The sequence below is a fragment of the Enterobacter sp. R4-368 genome (assembly GCF_000410515.1).
In the GTDB taxonomy this organism is placed as follows: Bacteria; Pseudomonadota; Gammaproteobacteria; order Enterobacterales; family Enterobacteriaceae; genus Kosakonia.
On record NC_021500.1, the window covers coordinates 4,158,978 to 4,177,267 of the forward strand.

20 protein-coding genes are annotated in these 18,290 nt (G+C 54.7%); 8 read left to right on the plus strand and 12 right to left on the minus strand.

Features of this window, described 5'->3' with window-relative positions:
* Positions 1–154: 154 nt before the first annotated feature.
* Positions 155–697, minus strand: coding sequence for a SadB/YajI family lipoprotein (locus H650_RS19355; RefSeq protein WP_017458859.1), 543 nt, complete (start codon positions 695–697; stop codon positions 155–157).
* Positions 698–850: 153 nt separating this feature from the next.
* Between H650_RS19355 and nrdR the strand changes: the two genes are divergently transcribed.
* The 6 genes from nrdR to pgpA all read left to right on the plus strand — a co-directional run bounded on the left by nrdR (position 851) and on the right by pgpA (position 4,951).
* Positions 851–1,300 (plus strand): transcriptional regulator NrdR, encoded by a 450-nt coding sequence (gene nrdR, locus H650_RS19365; protein ID WP_017458860.1) that lies wholly within the window; start codon positions 851–853, stop codon positions 1,298–1,300.
* A 2-nt stretch (positions 1,301–1,302) separates the two neighbouring features.
* Entirely contained in the window at positions 1,303–2,406 is a 1,104-nt protein-coding gene (gene ribD / locus H650_RS19370) for a bifunctional diaminohydroxyphosphoribosylaminopyrimidine deaminase/5-amino-6-(5-phosphoribosylamino)uracil reductase RibD (RefSeq protein WP_020456755.1), read from the plus strand.
* Between the two features lie 89 nt (positions 2,407–2,495).
* Complete coding sequence (ribH, locus tag H650_RS19375) at positions 2,496–2,966, plus strand: 6,7-dimethyl-8-ribityllumazine synthase (protein WP_020456756.1); 471 nt, start codon at positions 2,496–2,498, stop codon at positions 2,964–2,966.
* Between the two features lie 19 nt (positions 2,967–2,985).
* On the plus strand, positions 2,986–3,405 hold the full coding sequence (gene nusB / locus H650_RS19380; RefSeq protein WP_017458863.1) for a transcription antitermination factor NusB: 420 nt from the start codon (positions 2,986–2,988) through the stop codon (positions 3,403–3,405).
* Between the two features lie 75 nt (positions 3,406–3,480).
* Positions 3,481–4,458 (plus strand): thiamine-phosphate kinase, encoded by a 978-nt coding sequence (gene thiL / locus H650_RS19385; RefSeq protein WP_020456757.1) that lies wholly within the window; start codon positions 3,481–3,483, stop codon positions 4,456–4,458.
* The gene (pgpA, locus tag H650_RS19390; RefSeq protein ID WP_020456758.1) at positions 4,436–4,951 is read left to right on the plus strand and encodes a phosphatidylglycerophosphatase A; all 516 of its coding nucleotides are present in this window, start codon (positions 4,436–4,438) and stop codon (positions 4,949–4,951) included. The genes thiL and pgpA overlap by 23 nt, the downstream gene beginning before the upstream one ends.
* Before the next feature lie 37 nt (positions 4,952–4,988).
* On the opposite strand, the gene H650_RS19395 is transcribed toward pgpA, so the two are convergent.
* The 4 genes from H650_RS19395 to xseB are packed head-to-tail and all read right to left on the minus strand — an operon-like array spanning position 4,989 to position 9,053.
* Positions 4,989–5,963, minus strand: coding sequence for an aldo/keto reductase (locus H650_RS19395; protein ID WP_020456759.1), 975 nt, complete (start codon positions 5,961–5,963; stop codon positions 4,989–4,991).
* 60 nt (positions 5,964–6,023) lie between these two features.
* Positions 6,024–7,886, minus strand: coding sequence for a 1-deoxy-D-xylulose-5-phosphate synthase (gene dxs / locus H650_RS19400; RefSeq protein WP_020456760.1), 1,863 nt, complete (start codon positions 7,884–7,886; stop codon positions 6,024–6,026).
* A 24-nt stretch (positions 7,887–7,910) separates the two neighbouring features.
* Positions 7,911–8,810, minus strand: coding sequence for a (2E,6E)-farnesyl diphosphate synthase (gene ispA, locus H650_RS19405; RefSeq protein ID WP_020456761.1), 900 nt, complete (start codon positions 8,808–8,810; stop codon positions 7,911–7,913).
* Positions 8,811–9,053, minus strand: coding sequence for an exodeoxyribonuclease VII small subunit (gene xseB / locus H650_RS19410; protein ID WP_017458869.1), 243 nt, complete (start codon positions 9,051–9,053; stop codon positions 8,811–8,813).
* Between the two features lie 213 nt (positions 9,054–9,266).
* On the opposite strand from xseB, the gene thiI reads away from it, so the two are divergent.
* Positions 9,267–10,715: a tRNA uracil 4-sulfurtransferase ThiI gene (gene thiI, locus H650_RS19415; RefSeq protein WP_020456762.1), complete on the plus strand. Its 1,449-nt coding sequence runs from the start codon at positions 9,267–9,269 to the stop codon at positions 10,713–10,715.
* 92 nt (positions 10,716–10,807) lie between these two features.
* Here thiI and yajL read toward each other — a convergent pair whose 3' ends face one another.
* A complete protein-coding gene (gene yajL, locus H650_RS19420; RefSeq protein ID WP_020456763.1) occupies positions 10,808–11,401 on the minus strand; it encodes a protein deglycase YajL in 594 nt (197 codons plus the stop codon).
* The gene (gene panE, locus H650_RS19425; protein ID WP_020456764.1) at positions 11,364–12,275 is read right to left on the minus strand and encodes a 2-dehydropantoate 2-reductase; all 912 of its coding nucleotides are present in this window, start codon (positions 12,273–12,275) and stop codon (positions 11,364–11,366) included. Before panE ends, yajL begins: the two co-directional genes overlap by 38 nt.
* A 139-nt stretch (positions 12,276–12,414) precedes the next feature.
* On the opposite strand from panE, the gene H650_RS19430 reads away from it, so the two are divergent.
* Positions 12,415–12,906, plus strand: a complete 492-nt coding sequence (locus H650_RS19430) for a YajQ family cyclic di-GMP-binding protein (protein WP_020456765.1) — start codon at positions 12,415–12,417, stop codon at positions 12,904–12,906.
* 41 nt (positions 12,907–12,947) lie between these two features.
* Here H650_RS19430 and H650_RS19435 read toward each other — a convergent pair whose 3' ends face one another.
* The 5 genes from H650_RS19435 to cyoB all read right to left on the minus strand — a co-directional run bounded on the left by H650_RS19435 (position 12,948) and on the right by cyoB (position 18,278).
* Positions 12,948–14,309 carry an MFS transporter gene (locus H650_RS19435; protein WP_020456766.1) on the minus strand — a complete coding sequence of 454 codons (1,362 nt, stop codon included), beginning with the start codon at positions 14,307–14,309 and terminating at the stop codon, positions 12,948–12,950.
* A 147-nt stretch (positions 14,310–14,456) separates the two neighbouring features.
* Positions 14,457–15,344, minus strand: coding sequence for a heme o synthase (cyoE, locus tag H650_RS19440; RefSeq protein WP_017458875.1), 888 nt, complete (start codon positions 15,342–15,344; stop codon positions 14,457–14,459).
* Between the two features lie 12 nt (positions 15,345–15,356).
* The gene (locus H650_RS19445) at positions 15,357–15,683 is read right to left on the minus strand and encodes a cytochrome o ubiquinol oxidase subunit IV (RefSeq protein WP_017458876.1); all 327 of its coding nucleotides are present in this window, start codon (positions 15,681–15,683) and stop codon (positions 15,357–15,359) included.
* On the minus strand, positions 15,683–16,297 hold the full coding sequence (locus H650_RS19450; protein ID WP_017458877.1) for a cytochrome o ubiquinol oxidase subunit III: 615 nt from the start codon (positions 16,295–16,297) through the stop codon (positions 15,683–15,685). The genes H650_RS19445 and H650_RS19450 overlap by 1 nt, the downstream gene beginning before the upstream one ends.
* A complete protein-coding gene (gene cyoB, locus H650_RS19455; protein ID WP_020456767.1) occupies positions 16,287–18,278 on the minus strand; it encodes a cytochrome o ubiquinol oxidase subunit I in 1,992 nt (663 codons plus the stop codon). The genes H650_RS19450 and cyoB overlap by 11 nt, the downstream gene beginning before the upstream one ends.
* Positions 18,279–18,290: the final 12 nt, after the last annotated feature.

Below are 18,290 nucleotides of genomic sequence, written 5' to 3' on the forward strand. Positions count from 1 at the left end.
GTAATCGATTGCGTTCACGTTTGCGTGCAATAAACGACGGCGATTGTACTGGCATTTATCGATATTGCAAATTGGTGAATGTGATGAAGAGATGACAATAAAGAAGAAAATGCATGACAGAGAGTAAGTAAGGGCGACAGCGTCGCCCCGGATGTTACTGCAAATTGGCGGGCTGGATATCGTGAATGCGAACAAAGCCTAACTGTTCTGGCGTGATGCCGTTAAGTTGCAGCGGTATATCAACGTCGCTCGGTGCGAGTGTGCTGGCCGGTGCGTTAATCAGTTGGTTTTGTACATTCACTTCCTGATAGTTTTCGGTGGTACCCTGAATTTGTCCCCACTCAACGGTGCCGCTAAAAGCCGGTAACGGATCGTTGGATTCGCCCTGGATCCGCAACACGACGCGGGTTCCCGCTGCATTCGGCGCGATATTTTGCAACGACATTCGCAGCATACCGATTTGGCTATTCAAGCGGGCGGGCGTGTTCGCACCGGGCAGCAGGTAAACGCCGCTCCCGGATTTGGCATTCAGCGTGTTCTGCTGGGTGATTTTCACCGTCTCTTTGTTCAGCTTGCTCATTTCATTATTTAGCGTACTGACACTTTGATGAAGCTGGCGAACTTCGCTTTGCTGGGCGCAGGCACTGAGGGCAAAAAGGCTTCCCAGTAACAGGGTTCTTAGGTAACGTCTTGTCATTGTGTCTGTTTCCTTGGATAGGATCTTCTCTGTAATGGTAGATCGCAACGGCCTCGTTGCCATCGATCCATTGTCTCAAAAACGGTCTGCCTTTGTTGTCATGCCAGTTCAGGGTAAAATAGATTTCAGTTAACTCTAACATCAGGACGCCGTATGCATTGCCCATTCTGTTTCGCCGTGGATACCAAAGTTATCGATTCTCGCCTGGTGGGTGAAGGTTCATCCGTTCGCCGTCGCCGACAGTGCCTGGTCTGCAATGAGCGTTTCACCACCTTTGAAGTGGCGGAGCTTGTGATGCCGCGCGTCGTGAAAAGCAATGATGTGCGTGAACCTTTCAATGAAGAGAAGCTGCGTCGTGGCATGTTAAAAGCGCTCGAAAAGCGCCCGGTCAGCGCAGATGACGTCGAAATGGCGCTGAATCACATTAAATCACAACTTCGCGCAACCGGCGAAAGGGAAGTGCCGAGTAAGATGATTGGCAATTTGGTGATGGAGCAGCTGAAAAAGCTCGATAAAGTGGCCTATGTCCGCTTTGCCTCCGTTTACCGTAGCTTTGAAGATATTCGCGAATTTGGCGAAGAGATCGCCCGTCTACAGGACTAATCATGCACGACGAAATGTACATGGCGCGGGCGCTGAAACTGGCGCAGCGCGGGCGTTTTACAACTCACCCGAACCCGCGTGTCGGCTGCGTAATTGTCAACAATGGCGAAATTGTCGGCGAAGGTTTTCATTACCGCGCTGGCGAACCGCACGCGGAAGTTCATGCGCTGCGCATGGCGGGCGAACGGGCTCGCGGCGCGACGGCGTACGTCACGCTCGAACCGTGCAGCCATCACGGACGCACACCGCCATGCTGTGAAGCGCTGATTAATGCCGGCGTTGCGCGCGTGGTTGCCGCAATGCAGGATCCGAACCCACAGGTTGCCGGGCGTGGTTTGTATCGCTTGCAGCAGGAGGGCATTGAAGTCAGCCACGGGTTAATGATGAGTGAAGCCGAAGCGCTGAATAAAGGCTTTCTCAAACGCATGCGCACCGGGTTCCCTTACGTGCAACTCAAGCTTGGCGCGTCGCTTGATGGCCGTACCGCGATGGCCAGCGGCGAAAGTCAGTGGATCACCTCAGCGCAGGCGCGCCGTGATGTACAGCTTTTACGCGCGCAAAGCCACGCAATACTGACCAGCAGCGAAACGGTGCTGGCGGACAATCCGGCGCTGACCGTGCGCTGGGCAGAGTTAAATGCGGATACGCAGGCGCTTTACCCGCAGGAAAATTTGCGCCAACCGGTACGCATTGTTGTCGACAGCCAGAACCGGGTGACACCGCAGCATCAGTTAGTTGGCCTGCCGGGAGAAACCTGGTTTGCCCGCACGCGCGCCGATGCGCGCCAGTGGCCTGAAAATGTGCGTGAAATTATTGTGCCGGAACATAATGGCCACGCCGATCTGGTCACGCTGATGATGCTGCTCGGCAAACAGCAGATCAACAGTGTGTGGGTCGAAGCGGGTGCGCACCTTGCCGGCGCGTTACTGCAGGCAGGCCTGGTGGATGAGCTGATTGTCTATCTGGCACCTACACTGTTAGGCAGCGATGCGCGCGGTCTGTGCGTGCTGCCGGGGTTATCGGCGCTTGCGGACGCACCACACTTTAAATTCAATGAGATACGTCAGGTTGGCCCGGATGTCTGCCTGCATCTCACTCATGCGTGATGCCTGCTGTAAAAGGGAAGCAGCGCGTAAAATATTATGCTAAAATCCGCCCCCCTGCGGGGTCCGAACTGAACCTGTGAAGGAAGTGTATGAACATTATTGAAGCCAACGTTGCTGCTCCGGACGCTCGCGTCGCCATCACCATTGCGCGTTTCAACAACTTCATCAACGACAGCCTGCTGGAAGGCGCGGTTGATGCGCTGAAACGCATCGGTCAGGTGAAAGATAACAACATCACCGTTGTGTGGGTGCCTGGCGCTTACGAACTGCCGCTGGCGGCAGGTGCGCTGGCCAAAACCGGCAAATATGACGCGGTGATTGCACTTGGCACCGTGATCCGCGGCGGTACCGCGCACTTTGAATATGTTGCTGGTGGTGCAAGCAATGGCCTGGCGCATGTTGCCCAGGACAGTGAGATCCCGGTGGCTTTCGGCGTGCTGACCACTGAAAGTATTGAACAAGCCATCGAACGCGCTGGCACCAAAGCCGGTAATAAAGGTGCGGAAGCCGCACTGACCGCGCTTGAAATGATTAATGTATTGAAAGCCATCAAGGCCTGATTTTTGTAAGGGGAATTCCGTGAAACCTGCTGCTCGTCGCCGCGCCCGTGAGTGTGCCGTCCAGGCGCTCTACTCCTGGCAGTTGTCCCAGAACGACATCTCTGATGTTGAATACCAGTTCCTGGCAGAGCAAGACGTGAAAGATGTTGACGTCCTGTATTTCCGCGAGCTGTTGACCGGGGTGGCGACTAATAGCGCATATCTCGATGGCTTAATGAAGCCTTACCTGTCCCGTTTGCTCGAAGAGCTGGGCCAGGTCGAGAAAGCGGTATTGCGTATCGCACTGTTCGAACTGTCCAAACGTGATGATGTGCCGTACAAAGTGGCAATCAACGAGGCTATCGAACTGGCAAAAACTTTCGGCGCTGAAGACAGCCACAAGTTTGTTAACGGCGTGCTGGATAAAGCCGCACCTGCGATCCGTCCCCACAAGAAGTGATCCGCAAGCCGGAAACTGGCGCTGCACGTTGCGCGTCGGTTCCGGCTTTTTCTTTTTTCTACAGAGGCATAACGTATGGCATGCGGCGAATTTTCCCTGATTGCCCGTTATTTTGACCGCGTACGAAATTCCCGTCGCGATGTAGAAACTGGCATCGGCGACGACTGCGCGCTACTCAATGTTCCCGAAAAACAGACGCTGGCGATAAGCGTCGATACGCTGGTGGCGGGCAACCATTTTCTGCCGGATATCGATCCGGCCGATCTGGCGTACAAAGCGATGGCATCGAATCTCAGCGATTTGGCGGCGATGGGTGCCGATCCGGCGTGGTTAACGCTGGCTCTGACGCTGCCCGAGGCGGATGAAGCCTGGCTGCAAGCCTTTAGTGACAGCCTGTTCGAACAGCTCAATTACTACGATATGCAACTGATTGGCGGCGACACCACGCGTGGCCCGCTGTCGATGACGATTGGCATTCATGGTTATGTGCCGGTTGGGCGGGCAATGAAACGTTCTGGCGCAAAGCCGGGTGACTGGATTTACGTCACCGGCACGCCGGGCGACAGCGCTGCCGGGCTGGCGATTTTGCAACAGCGTTTAGCCGTGAACGATAGCGCTGATGCACAGTATTTGCTCAAGCGCCATCTGCGACCAACGCCGCGCGTATTGCAGGGGCAGGCGCTGCGCAATCTCGCAAGTTCGGCGATTGATCTCTCCGATGGCCTTATTTCTGACCTCGCGCATGTGCTGAAAGCCAGCGGCTGCGGCGCGCGTATCGATCTGGATGCGTTGCCATTTTCCAACGCCGTTCGCCGCCATGTCATGCCGGATCAGGCACTGCGCTGGGCGCTTTCCGGCGGGGAAGATTACGAGTTGTGCTTTACCGTGCCGGAGCTGAACCGCGGTGCGCTGGATGTTGCGATTGGTCAGTTGGGTGCGCCTTTTACCTGTATCGGGCAGATCAGTGCGGATATTGAAGGGTTGCATTTCACCCGTGACGGCAAAGCCGTGACGCTTGACTGGAAAGGATATGACCACTTTGCCGCGCACTAAAGATGTGGCTAAAAGCCGTCTCAATTTACGCAACCCCTGGCATCTGCTGGCTACTGGCTTTGGTAGCGGTTTAAGCCCCATCGTTCCGGGAACGATGGGATCGCTGGCGTCGATTCCCTTCTGGTGGGCGATGACCTTTTTGCCCTGGCAGCTCTACTCGTTGCTGGTGATGTTTGGGATCTCGCTTGGCGTTTACCTCTGCCACCAGACAGCAAAAGATATGGGTGTGCACGATCACGGCAGTATTGTCTGGGATGAGTTCATCGGCATGTGGATAACGCTCATGGCCCTCCCGACCAATGACTGGCAATGGGTCGCCGTGGGGTTTGTGCTGTTCCGTATTCTGGATATGTGGAAGCCGTGGCCGATCCGCTGGTTTGATCGCAATGTTCACGGCGGAATGGGGATCATGGTCGATGATATTGTCGCCGGGATCATCGCCGCCGGGCTGCTCTATCTGATTGGCCATCACTGGCCGCCTGGCCTTATCTGAGCTTTCCCTCTCCCGGCGGGAGAGGGAGGTTTCGCGTTTACTTAAAGCCAACCACTGGATGCGGTTTATATGGCGTTTCCAGCTCGGCTATCTGCTCCGGTTTCAGCGTTAAATCTACCGCGCCCAGCAAGTCGTCCAGTTGCTCTTCACGCGATGTACCGATAATCGGCGCGGCAACACCGGGTTTACTCAGCAGCCACGCCAGCGCGACCTGCGCGCGCGATGCGCCAATCTCTTCTGCCACACCCGCCAGCCGCTCGGCGATCTGCGCGTCGTTGTCATCCGTTTCGCTGTATAGTGTTTTGCCAAATTCATCCGACACCAGACGCGCAGTGGTTTCCCCCCACGGGCGCGTTAAACGACCGCGCGCCAGCGGGCTCCACGGAATAATCGCTACGCCCTCTTTGTAGCACAGCGGCAACATCTCGCGCTCTTCTTCGCGGTAGATCAGATTGTAATGATCCTGCATGGTGACAAAGCGCGCCCAGCCGTTTTGCTCCTGCAACGCTAACGCCTGGGCAAACTGGCGGGCGTGCATTGATGATGCGCCGATATAGCGGGCCTTGCCGGCTTTTATAACCTCGTCCAGCGCTTCAAGTGTCTCTTCGATAGGCGTGGTGTAATCCCAGCGATGGATTTGCAGTAAATCTACATAGTCCATGCCAAGACGCCGCAGGCTGTCGTCAATGGAGCGCAAAATTTGCGCGCGTGACAGGCCTTCGGGCAGGTCGCCAACCTGGTGATACACTTTGGTCGCGACGACCACATCTTCGCGGCGGGCGAAATCACGCAGCGCCCGGCCAACAATCTCTTCACTGCTGCCGTCTGAGTAGCTGTTTGCGGTATCGAAAAAGTTAATCCCGCCTTCCAGGGCGCGTTTGATGATGGGGCGGCTGCTCTCTTCGGGCAAAGTCCAGGCGTGTTTACCGCGATCCGGTTCGCCAAACGTCATGCAGCCCAGACAAAGGCGGGAAACCTTCAGGTCTGTTTTTCCTAATGTGTTGTATTGCATGGTTCCACTCCTGCTTGTCAAAACGTACGTTTAAGCATAGCAGGAGCGGATGGGGGAGGGTCAGGCAAGCCAGTTTCTGATGCGGGATTCAATGCCTGCGGCATCCAGGCCTATTTCAGCGCGGGCTTCATCCTGCGTGCCCTGCGGGATAAAGAAATCCGGCAGCCCAATATTCAGCACCGGTACAGGTTTGCGGTGGGCCATCAGCACTTCATTCACGCCGCTACCTGCACCGCCGATAATGGCGTTTTCTTCCAGCGTTACCAGCGATTCATGGTGTGCGGCGGTTTCCAGAATCAACGCCTCATCCAGCGGTTTGGCAAAACGCATATCGATAAGCGTGGCGTTCAGCGCTTCGGCGGCTTTTTCGGCCTCCGGCAATAGCGTGCCAAAATTAAGAATTGCCACTTTTTCGCCACGGCGTTTCACCACACCTTTGCCGATAGGCATTTTTTCCAGCGGTTGTAGCGGCACACCAACTGCATTACCGCGCGGGTAGCGCACCGCGCTTGGGCCATCTGCGTAGTGATAGCCGGTAAACAGCATCTGGCGACATTCGTTTTCATCGCTCGGTGTCATCACCACCATCCCCGGGATGCAGCGCAGATACGAAATATCAAACGCCCCCTGGTGAGTCTGGCCGTCTGCGCCAACGATCCCGGCGCGGTCGATAGCGAACAGCACCGGCAGTTTCTGGATCGCCACATCATGAATAACCTGATCGTAGGCGCGTTGCAGGAAGGTGGAGTAAATCGCCACCACCGGCTTGTAGCCGCCAATCGCAAGACCTGCGGCAAATGTCACTGCGTGCTGTTCGGCAATCGCCACATCAAAGTATTGATCCGGGTATTTGCGTGAGAACTCGACCATGCCGGAACCTTCACGCATCGCCGGTGTGATCGCCATCAGCTTGCTGTCTTTCGCCGCGGTTTCGCACAGCCAGTCGCCGAAAATCTTCGAATAGCTCGGCATGCCGCCGCTGCTTTTTGGCAGCGTTCCGCTGGTCGGATCGAATTTCGGTACGGCGTGGAAAGTGATCGGATCTTTTTCGGCCGGTTCATAACCGCGCCCTTTTTTGGTCATGATATGCAGGAACTGCGGGCCTTTCAGATCGCGCATATTACGCAGCGTCTGCACTAAACCCAGCACATCGTGACCGTCGACCGGGCCGATATAGTTAAAGCCCAGCTCTTCAAAAAGCGTACCCGGCACCACCATGCCTTTGATGTGCTCTTCGGTGCGCTTAATCAGCTCTTTAATCGGCGGTACGCCGGAAAGCACTTTTTTGCCGCCTTCGCGCAGCGTGGAGTAGAGCTTGCCGGAGAGCAGCTGCGCCAGGTGATTATTCAGCGCGCCGACATTCTCTGAAATCGACATCTCGTTGTCGTTTAACACCACCAGCATATCCGGGCGGATATCACCCGCGTGGTTCATGGCTTCAAATGCCATGCCAGCGGTGATCGCGCCATCGCCAATCACGCAGACGGTGCGGCGCTGTTTGCCTTCTTTTGCCGCCGCGACGGCGACACCAATACCGGCGCTAATGGACGTCGATGAATGGCCAACGCTCAGCACGTCGTATTCGCTTTCGCCGCGCCAGGGAAAAGGGTGCAACCCGTTCTTCTGTCGGATGGTGCCGATTTTGTCACGACGTCCGGTCAGAATTTTATGCGGATACGCCTGGTGGCCCACGTCCCAGATCAACTGATCAAACGGCGTGTTGTAGACGTAATGTAGCGCGACGGTCAATTCAACCGTGCCAAGCCCGGAGGCGAAGTGCCCGCTGGAGCGGCTCACGCTGTCGAGCAGATAGCGGCGCAGTTCGTCGCATAGCTTCGGCAGGCTCTCTTTCGGCAGCAGGCGCAACTCTTGCGTGGTATCAACCAGCGCCAGCGTCGGGTATTTGGCTATATCAAAACTCATCAGAGACTCATCGTGGTGTTTTCGTTATTTATCACGCTGGATTATGTAATTCGCCAGTGCTTCCAGTGCCGTCGTATCCAGCGACTGTGCCGCAAGCAGGCTTAAAGCTTGCCGGGCGTCGTCAATCAGGTCGCGGGCTTTTGTCCGGGCTTGCTCAAGGCCCAGTAGTGCGGGATAGGTGCTTTTCCCCAGTTGCTGGTCAGCGCCCTGGCGTTTGCCAAGCGTCGCAGTATCGCCGACAACATCCAGAATGTCATCCTGAACCTGGAACGCCAGACCAACGCATTCGGCATAGCGATCGAGCAATGGCAGGGCTTCGCGGCCTTTATCCCCAGCGCTTAGCGCGCCCATTCGCACCGCTGCGCGAATCAGCGCGCCGGTTTTGTGGCGATGGATCTGCTCCAGTTCAGCCAGCGAAACCCGCTTGCCTTCCGCTGCGAGATCCAGCGCCTGGCCGCCGCACATTCCTGCGACGCCGCTGGCGTGAGCCAGTTCCGAAACCATCGCCAGCCGGTCACGCGCATCGACTTCTGCCATGGGCGCATCTGTAAGAATAGAGAAAGCCAGAGTTTGTAACGCATCACCCGCGAGGATGGCGCTGGCTTCACCAAACTTAATATGGCATGTCGGTAAACCCCGGCGGAGATCATCATCATCCATGGCGGGCAGATCGTCGTGGATCAGCGAGTAAGCGTGAATACACTCCACCGCCGCTGCAGGCGCATCCAGCGTTTGCTGGCTAACGCCGAACATGTTGCCTGTGGCATAAACCAAAAAAGGACGCAGACGTTTACCGCCTAATAATGCGCCATAGGAAATGGCCTCAACCAGAGGAGTGTTCTGAAAGGGCAGTGGCGCGATAAATCGGCGCAGCGCTTCATTGGCCTGAGAGACACAGGCCTGTAGCTGTTGATCGAAATCCATTTATTCAGCGTCCGGAGCAAAAGGCGTAAGGGGAGCCTCTTGTGAATCAGAGAGCAGGATCTGCACGCGTTGTTCCGCCTGCTGGAGTTTCACCTGTCCCTGGCGCGCCAGTTGCACGCCGCGTTCGAATTCATTGAGTGCCTCTTCAAGCGGTAGATCGCCGCTTTCAAGACGAGTGACAATCTGTTCCAGTTCGCTTAGCGCTGTTTCAAAACTGGCCGGTGCGTCGTTTTTCTTTGGCATAGTGAATGTCTGACTCTTCTATTGTTCTGGCTCAACGTAGCTATGGTAGCGAAGTCACGGCGCTTAGCAAATAACGCGCAATGGTAATGCAATGTGCGCAGCTTTATTGCGATGGTGGTATACTCCTGCGCCTGGATGCAGCCGCGGGTATGGGGCTGCTGTACTATTTTCCTATACAGGCCCAGCCGGGCTTGCCAACGAACCATTGCCGCCATGAAGTTTATCATTAAATTGTTCCCGGAAATCACCATCAAAAGCCAATCTGTGCGTTTGCGCTTTATTAAAATTTTGACCGGGAACATTCGTAACGTTCTGAAGCACTACGACGAGACCCTCGCCGTTGTCCGCCACTGGGATCATATCGAAGTGCGCGCCAAAGATGAAAATCAGCGCCTGGCTATCCGCGACGCGCTGACCCGTATTCCGGGCATCCACCATATTCTCGAAGTGGAAGATGTTCCTTTCACCTCGCTGCACGACATTTTTGAGAAAGCGCTGGTGCAGTACCGCGAGCAGATCGAAGGTAAAACCTTCTGCGTGCGCGTTAAACGCCGCGGCAAGCATGAGTTTAGCTCGATTGAAGTTGAACGTTACGTCGGCGGCGGTCTGAACCAGCATGTCGACTCTGCGCGCGTCAAACTGACTCACCCGGATGTGACGGTGAATCTGGAGATCGAAGACGATCGCCTGCTGTTAGTGAAAGGCCGTTATGAGGGTATTGGCGGTTTCCCGATCGGCACTCAGGAAGATGTGCTGTCGCTCATCTCCGGCGGTTTCGACTCCGGCGTTTCCAGCTATATGCTGATGCGTCGCGGTTGCCGCGTACACTACTGCTTCTTTAACCTGGGCGGCGCCGCGCATGAAATTGGTGTTCGCCAGGTCGCACACTACTTGTGGAACCGTTTTGGCAGTTCTCACCGTGTACGGTTTGTGGCGATCAACTTTGAGCCAGTGGTCGGTGAAATCCTCGAAAAAGTGGATGATGGCCAGATGGGCGTGGTGTTGAAACGCATGATGGTGCGCGCAGCGTCAAAAGTGGCTGAACGCTACGGCGTGCAGGCGCTGGTGACCGGTGAAGCACTGGGCCAGGTGTCCAGCCAGACGCTGACCAATCTGCGTTTAATCGACAACGTTTCTGACACGCTGATTTTGCGCCCGCTTATCTCTTACGATAAAGAGCACATCATCGATCTGGCGCGTGAAATCGGTACTGAAGATTTCGCCCGTACCATGCCGGAGTATTGTGGTGTGATCTCGAAAAGCCCAACTGTAAAAGCGGTGAAGGCGAAAATCGAAGCGGAAGAGGAACATTTCGACTTCTCCATCCTAGATAAAGTGGTCGCTGAAGCGAGCAATATCGATATCCGCGAAATCGCCCAGCAGACCCAGGAAACCGTGGTCGAAGTTGAAACGGTCAACGGTTTTGGCCCGAACGATGTGATCCTGGATATCCGCTCTATTGATGAACAGGATGACAAACCGCTGAAGCTGGAAGGGATCGACGTGGTTTCGCTGCCGTTCTATAAACTGAGCACCAAATTTGGCGACCTCGATCAGAACAAAACCTGGTTGCTGTGGTGCGAACGCGGCGTGATGAGCCGTCTGCAGGCGCTCTATCTGCGCGAGCAGGGTTTTACCAACGTTAAAGTTTATCGCCCATAAAAAACTGCCGGAGAGGGTGACCTTTTCCGGCAGCTTTCGCGTTACTTTGCATTGAAAGCCCGGCAGGCATCGCACCGCCGGGCTTTTTGTTTTCAGGCTTCGTAGTAGTTATAAATTCCGGCAGCCATCACCAGCTGTGATGCCACTTCGTGCGCTTTTTCGCGCCCCACCAGTAAATCAATAATTTTCAAAGCAAAATCGATGGCGGTACCCGGCCCCTGGCTGGTGAGCAGATTAACGCGCGGATCCCACACGACGCGTTTATCCTGCCACTGTTCGGCGGGAATAGTCTCTTTCAGGCCAGGAAAGCCGGTCATATTGCCCAGCGGGAAAATCTCATGCGGCACCAGCACGGTGCCCGCCGCAGCACAAATTGCGGCGACGATACGGCCCGAGAGGTGAAACTGGCGCACGGTTTCCACCAGTAACGGACTATCGCGAAAACACTCCGCCCCTTTCAGACCGCCGGGCAGCACAATCACGTCGTAATCGCCATCGGCTACTTCTACTAACGGCGCATCCGCCAGCAGTTTTACGCCGCGTGAGCAAGTAACGACCAGATTGCCATCACTGGCGACGCTGGCGGTAGTAACGGCAATTCCACCACGTACCAGCAGATCGATAGTGGTGACCGCTTCGGTTTCTTCACTACCAGGGGCGAGACATATCAGAGCCGATGCGCTCATACTCACTCTCCTTACGTTTAATCATTTCATACAGACGGGCGTTTTCCGGCACCGCAATACCGTGCGCGCGGGCGCGCCTGAGCAGGTAACCCGTAATATAATCACACTCGGTATGGCGCATCGCGCGTACGTCCTGCAGCATAGATGAGATATTTTCTGCCGTGTTTTCAATAATCTGATTCACGTAGCTCAGTAAATCATCGGCAGAAATATGGTGGCCTTCACGTTCAATCACCGCAGCAACTTCACGCGTCACCTTTTGGATCTCCTCCGGGAACGCTCGCAGATCGCCATTTTTACAGTCATGCAGCGCGGTTAACGGGTTGATGACGCAGTTCACCGCCAGCTTGCGCCACAGCGCCGGACGGATCGTGTTATGCCAGGCCACGTCCGGCAGCACATCCTGCAGGATGTCGGCCAGATAGCTGAACTCGCCATCCTGCTGTCGCGCCGGACCAATGTGCGTGGTACCGCTGGCAACGTGCACGATAACATTGCCATCACGGCGCGCAGCATGAGTAGTCGTACCGATCAGTAACGGATTCGCCAGTGCTTTCAACTCTTCGACAGTGCCCATGCCGTTGTGAATCAGGAGCACGGGGGTTGAAGGTGAGAGTGTTGCTGCCAGCCCTTTCACCGCATCGGAAACTTGCCACGCTTTTAACGTCACCAGCAATAAATCGCTACGCGCCAGGAATTCAGGATCGTTGGCCGTCAGGGATTCGTTAAATATTGAGCCGTCTTCATCAACGACATTCACACTGCAAAATGGCTGTGGCACGCGCAACCAACCCTGTACCTCATGTCCCTTTTTACACAACGCGGTTAACCACAATTGCCCTAAAGCACCGCATCCGAGTACGGTAATTCTCATTTATCCTCCTCACCTGCAACGTCGCCAGGTGTTGCTTTCACCATTATAGCGCTGTCGGCTAAGCTTCCCGTATTACAAGTTGAGTTATGCCTCGTTGCGGGTATTATGCAACGCAACAAATGCAGAGGGAGAAGAAAAGATGCCATCTTTCGATATCGTTTCCGAAGTTGAAATGCGTGAAGTGCAAAACGGCGTTGAGAATGCGACCCGTGAAGTAGGGACTCGCTTTGATTTTCGCAACGTTGAAGCCACGTTTGAACTGAACGAAGAGAAACAGACCATTAAAGTTCTGAGCGAATCCGATTTCCAGGTTAACCAGCTTCTGGATATTTTACGCGCGAAATTGCTGAAACGCGGCATTGAAGGGGCGTCGCTGGACGTGCCGGAAGAGTTTGTACACAGCGGCAAGACCTGGTTCGTGGAAGCAAAACTGAAACAGGGTATTGATGCAGCGACGGCGAAGAAAATCATCAAGCTGATTAAAGACAGCAAGCTGAAAGTGCAGGCGCAGATTCAGGGCGAAGAAATTCGTGTGACCGGGAAATCCCGTGATGACTTGCAGTCTGTTATGGCACTGGTGCGCGGCGGTAATCTTGGCCAGCCGTTCCAGTTCAAAAACTTCCGCGATTAATGTGCGCGCTCTCTCCCTGGCGGAGAGAGCGTGTCGCAGCGTTAACCCGCTACGGCTTGTTCAACCTCAAAGCGGTTAGTGACCTTACTGTCAATCTTGACGTAAGCGCTACGCTCTTCGGCAACCACTAATACTTCACTTACTCCCTTTGTTGCCAGCAAACGTTTTTGCAACGCTTCATTGATGGTGACATTTTCCGGGATCGCGATGCGCAGGCTGCTGACATAGGGCGGTTCCTGCATGGTGCCTGCGACAAGCAGCCAGACCATCGCCAGCAATGCACCGGCAAGAAATACCGTTTGTGAATCAAACAGACCATCTACCCAGCCGCCGAGCGCGCCGCCAATTGCCACGCCGATAAACTGGCTGGTGGAGTAAATCCCCATCGCCGTGCCTTTATAGCCTGCGGGCGCTTCTTTGCTGATTAACGAGGGTAGTAATGCCTCCATCAGGTTAAAGGCGAGGAAAAAGATCTGTACACCAATGACGATTTCCCAGAAATGTGGCCCCGCGCCCCACAACACGATTTCCGCAATCAGTAGCAGCGCCACGCAGAACACGAAAACGCGCTTCATGCGGCGCTTCACTTCGGCGTAGATAATAAATGGCACCACCGAAACGAAAGAGATAAGCATAGTGACCAGGTAGATTTTCCAGTGATCCGGTGCGAGAAAACCGGCGGCTTCGAGTTGGCCTGGCAGGGCAACAAACGTCGACATCAGCAGGATATGCAGGCACATAATGCCAAAGTTGAGTTTTAGCAGCTTCGGGTTGACCATCACCATCTGGAAACAGTCTTTCACCATGCCGGATTCGCGGTTACGCACATGTTGCTGACTGTCTGGCACGACCCAGATAGTCAACGCAATACCGGCTGTTGCCAGCCCGGCAATCATCCAGAACAGCGCATGCAAACCCAACTGATGCGTGATAATCGGGCCAAGCACCATGGCAATGGCGAAGGTGACGCCAAAACTAACGCCGATAAAGGCCATCGCTTTGGTACGATTCTGTTCGCGAGTGAGATCGGAAAGAAGCGCCATAACAGCGGCGGCGATGGCACCGGAGCCTTGTAATGCGCGACCAAGAATAATGCCCCAGATAGAATCGGAAAGGGCGGCAATCACGCTCCCGGCGACAAAAATCGCTAACCCGCCAACGATAAGCGGCTTGCGGCCGATGCGGTCAGAAAGCAAGCCAAAGGGAATTTGAAACACGGCTTGCGCGAGGCCATAAATACCAATTGCCAGACCGATGAGTGCTTCACTGGCGCCCTGCAGCGCCATACCGTACGTGGTCAGAACGGGCAGGACCATAAACATGCCGAGCATGCGCAGTGAGAATACAGTCCCTAAACCCCAGGTGGCGCGCAACTCGCCTGGCGTCATTTTATAATCGTTCATTACCACCTCAATTTGAAAACCGGACATAGTGTAGTGCGGGGGCAGGGCGGGGTAAATAACAGCTTAATTAACAAATATTACCTGTAGAGCGGGGCGTTTGGGCATGAAAAAAGGGTGCCGTAGCACCCTTTATAATGGCGGTTTGGATCACCAGACGTAGGTCAACAGGTTATGGGAATCCGGCACCATAAAATCGACCGACATCATCACGCTGAGCGAGGTGATAGCGACAATGGAGAAGACGAACAGTTTGCGCGCCCACACCTTATCATCCTCAACTTTATAACCACGCAGCGCCATACCCAACCACCAGAGGCTTACCGCTGCGGCAACGACCAGGTATTTGTAACCGGCGTAGCCGCCAAGCGACAGCATCAAGGTGGCGATAGCGAACGCCAGGATGTAGAGCGTGATATGGTTTTTCGCCACGGAAATACCTTTCACCACCGGCAGTACCGGGATATTCGCTGCCTGATAATCCTTAAAGCGGAAAATCGCGATGGCATACGAGTGAGGCATCTGCCACAGGCTGAAAATCGCCAACAGGATCGCCGCGCCGCTGTCAAACTCGTTGGTGACGGCGCAGTAGCCAATCACCGGCGGCGCAGCGCCGGAGAGTGAACCAATCAGCGTACCGTAAACGGAGTGGCGTTTCATATACAGGCTGTAGACGCCCACATATACCACGAACCCCATTACCCCGAGCCAGCAGGCCAGCGGGTTGGCGCCAAACCACAGCAGCATGAAGCCAGCAATACCCAGCAAGGCGGCGTAAACCAGCGAGACTTTTGGCGAGATCAGCCCTCTGACCAGCACCCTGTTTTTCGTCCGTTCCATCTTTTTGTCGATGTCACGATCGATGTAGTTGTTAAAAACACAACCAGAGGCGACCACCAGCGACACACCAATCAGCGTGTAGATGAACAGGGGGTAATCAATGTGGCCTTTAGAGGCCAGCAGGAATCCCCCTATCACGGAGATCAAGTTGCCAAAAATAATGCCCGGTTTCGTGACTTGCAGGTATTGCTTAAACATACTTCGCCGCTCTTATCGAACCATCATGTTGTAGTTGAGGTTCCACATAATCCAGATGGAACCTACCACCACGATCGCGATGATCAGCACAGTAAAGACGAAAGCCGTCATGTTCCAGCCTTCATCAGACTTGGTGTTCATGTGCAGGAAGCACACCAGATGCACCAGAATCTGTACCACCGCTGTCACCAGCACAGTGCCGAGAATCGCCACGTGGGACGCAGTACCGCTCATCACCATCCAGAACGGGATCACCGTCAGGATGATCGACAGGATAAAACCTGTCATGTAGGTTTTTACGCTACCGTGGGAAGCGCCATGATCGGTTGAATGACTCATTACATCGCCCCCATCAGATAAACGACTGAGAATACACAAATCCATACGACGTCCAGGAAGTGCCAGAACAGGCTCAGGCACAGGATACGCGTACGGTTTGTACTGGTCAGGCCGCGACGGGAAATCTGGAACATCAGCACTGCCATCCAGATCAGACCCGAGGTCACGTGCAGACCGTGGGTGCCAACCAGCGCGAAGAACGCTGACAGGAAGCCGCTGCGATCCGGACCCATACCTTCAACAATCAGGTGATGGAATTCATAGAGTTCCATCCCGATGAAGCCTGCGCCGAACAGCCAGGTCAACGCCAGCCAGGAAACAACCTGGCTTTTGTTGTTCTTATACATGGCGATCGCCGCCATGCCATAGGTGATGGAGCTGAACAGCAGCAGGGCGGTTTCCACCAGAACGAACGGCAGTTCAAAGATGTCTTTACCCGACGGGCCACCCGCCGTGTTATTCACTAACACGGCATAGGTCGCGAACAGGATCGAGAACAGAATGCAGTCGCTCATCAGGTAGATCCAGAAACCGAAGACTTTGGTCGGTCCTGAATCATGGTGCCCATGTTCGTGCGCGTGGGCGTTCGCAGTCGTCAGAGTATCAGTTGCCATTTTTCAGCCCTGCCTTTTTGATCTCATCGAAATGCTGGTTTTCCAGTTTTTCGATTTCTGCAACCGGTACGTAGTAATCCACGTCCTCGTCAAAGCTCTTCACAATCCAGCTAATTACGATGCCAGCGAAACCGACGATCGCCATCCACCAGATGTGCCAGATCATGGCAAAGCCAAACACCGTTGCGAAAGCGGCAATAACAATGCCCGCACCGCTGTTTTTCGGCATATGAATTTCTTCATAATGCGCAGGTTGCTTGTACGCTTCGCCTTTTTCTTTCATTTCCCAGAATGCATCACGCTCATGAACGTGTGGCACTTCAGCGAAGTTGTAGAACGGCGGCGGAGAAGAGGTTGCCCACTCCAGCGTACGGCCGCCCCACGGGTCACCGGTCAGGTCACGGTTGAGGTGACGGTCGCGGATGGAGACGTAGTACTGAATCAACTGGCACAGAATACCGCAGGCAATCAGCGCAGCGCCGCAAGCGGCAACCACCAGCATTGAGTGGAACTGCGGATCGATCTGCTGGCTCAGGCGACGGGTCATACCCATAAAGCCCAGCACATACAGCGGCATAAATGCTACGAAGAAGCCGATGATCCAGAACCAGAACGCGCGTTTACCCCAGGTTTCATTCAGGGTGAAGCCAAACGCTTTCGGCCACCAGTAAGTGATACCCGCAAAGCAACCAAATACCACACCGCCGATGATGACGTTATGGAAGTGAGCAATCAGGAACAGACTGTTGTGCAGCACAAAGTCCGCGCCCGGTACCGCCAGCAGTACGCCGGTCATACCGCCCACAGAGAAGGTCACGATAAAGCCGATGGTCCACATCATTGCTGAATGGAACACGATACGGCCCTGATACATGGTGAACAGCCAGTTGAAGATCTTCACCCCGGTCGGGATGGCGATAATCATGGTGGCGATACCGAAGAAGGCGTTAACGTTCGCGCCTGCACCCATGGTGAAGAAGTGGTGCAACCAAACGATAAACGACAGTACGGTAATACACACGGTCGCCCAAACCAGCGAGGTGTAACCGAACAGACGCTTACGCGAGAAGGTCGCGGCGACTTCCGAGAACACACCGAATACCGGCAGAACCAGGATGTACACTTCCGGATGGCCCCAGGCCCAGATCAAGTTGATGTACATCATCATGTTGCCGCCCATTTCGTTGGTGAAGAAATGGGTACCCAGATAGCGGTCCAGGGTCAGCAGCGCGATGGTGACAGTCAGGATCGGAAACGAGGCGATGATCAGCACGTTGGCGCACAGTGATGCCCAGGTAAATACCGGCATCTTGAACATGGTCATGCCCGGCGCACGCATCTTCAGAATGGTCACGAAGAAGTTGATACCGGTCAGCGTCGTACCGATACCGGAGAGCTGAAGTGCCCAAATCCAGTAATCAACCCCGACACCAGGACTGTATTCAATTCCCGATAGCGGCGGATAAGCCAGCCAGCCAGTCTGCGCGAATTCACCCACGCCGAGAGACAGGTTAACCAGGATCACACCGACAACCGTGAACCAGAAGCTCAGGTTGTTGAGGAACGGGAACGCCACGTCGCGAGCGCCGATCTGCAGTGGGATCACCACGTTCATCAGACCGATAACCAGCGGCATTGCTACGAAGAAGATCATGATCACGCCGTGGGCGGTGAAGATCTGATCGTAGTGGTGCGGCGGCAGGAAGCCTGCTTCACCCGCCGAGGCGAGTGCTTGCTGGCTACGCATCATGATGGCGTCAGCAAAGCCACGAATCAGCATCACAATACCGACGATGCAGTACATGATACCGAGCTTTTTGTGGTCAACCGAAGTCAGCCACTCTTTCCACAAGTAGTTCCACTTACCGAAGTAAGTAATCAGGGCCAGTAATGCCAGGCCACCGATGATAATGGCAGCCACCGTAACCACAATAATGGGTTCATGGTAGGGGACTGCATCCAGTGTCAATTTTCCGAACATCGTTTTCTTCCT

What these genes read in the sequence shown, in the direction of transcription:
- cyoE (WP_017458875.1), bottom strand. Translation starts at nt 15,344, where the DNA reads ATGTTTAAGCAATACCTGCAAGTCACGAAACCGGGCATTATTTTTGGC.
- ispA (WP_020456761.1), bottom strand. Translation starts at nt 8,810, where the DNA reads ATGGATTTCGATCAACAGCTACAGGCCTGTGTCTCTCAGGCCAATGAA.
- H650_RS19435 (WP_020456766.1), bottom strand. Translation starts at nt 14,309, where the DNA reads ATGAACGATTATAAAATGACGCCAGGCGAGTTGCGCGCCACCTGGGGT.
- H650_RS19445 (WP_017458876.1), bottom strand. Translation starts at nt 15,683, where the DNA reads ATGAGTCATTCAACCGATCATGGCGCTTCCCACGGTAGCGTAAAAACC.
- ribH (WP_020456756.1), top strand. Translation starts at nt 2,496, where the DNA reads ATGAACATTATTGAAGCCAACGTTGCTGCTCCGGACGCTCGCGTCGCC.
- H650_RS19395 (WP_020456759.1), bottom strand. Translation starts at nt 5,963, where the DNA reads ATGCAATACAACACATTAGGAAAAACAGACCTGAAGGTTTCCCGCCTT.
- thiI (WP_020456762.1), top strand. Translation starts at nt 9,267, where the DNA reads ATGAAGTTTATCATTAAATTGTTCCCGGAAATCACCATCAAAAGCCAA.
- panE (WP_020456764.1), bottom strand. Translation starts at nt 12,275, where the DNA reads ATGAGAATTACCGTACTCGGATGCGGTGCTTTAGGGCAATTGTGGTTA.
- xseB (WP_017458869.1), bottom strand. Translation starts at nt 9,053, where the DNA reads ATGCCAAAGAAAAACGACGCACCGGCCAGTTTTGAAACAGCGCTAAGC.
- H650_RS19355 (WP_017458859.1), bottom strand. Translation starts at nt 697, where the DNA reads ATGACAAGACGTTACCTAAGAACCCTGTTACTGGGAAGCCTTTTTGCC.
- thiL (WP_020456757.1), top strand. Translation starts at nt 3,481, where the DNA reads ATGGCATGCGGCGAATTTTCCCTGATTGCCCGTTATTTTGACCGCGTA.
- ribD (WP_020456755.1), top strand. Translation starts at nt 1,303, where the DNA reads ATGCACGACGAAATGTACATGGCGCGGGCGCTGAAACTGGCGCAGCGC.
- H650_RS19450 (WP_017458877.1), bottom strand. Translation starts at nt 16,297, where the DNA reads ATGGCAACTGATACTCTGACGACTGCGAACGCCCACGCGCACGAACAT.
- dxs (WP_020456760.1), bottom strand. Translation starts at nt 7,886, where the DNA reads ATGAGTTTTGATATAGCCAAATACCCGACGCTGGCGCTGGTTGATACC.
- cyoB (WP_020456767.1), bottom strand. Translation starts at nt 18,278, where the DNA reads ATGTTCGGAAAATTGACACTGGATGCAGTCCCCTACCATGAACCCATT.
- yajL (WP_020456763.1), bottom strand. Translation starts at nt 11,401, where the DNA reads ATGAGCGCATCGGCTCTGATATGTCTCGCCCCTGGTAGTGAAGAAACC.
- nrdR (WP_017458860.1), top strand. Translation starts at nt 851, where the DNA reads ATGCATTGCCCATTCTGTTTCGCCGTGGATACCAAAGTTATCGATTCT.
- pgpA (WP_020456758.1), top strand. Translation starts at nt 4,436, where the DNA reads ATGACCACTTTGCCGCGCACTAAAGATGTGGCTAAAAGCCGTCTCAAT.
- H650_RS19430 (WP_020456765.1), top strand. Translation starts at nt 12,415, where the DNA reads ATGCCATCTTTCGATATCGTTTCCGAAGTTGAAATGCGTGAAGTGCAA.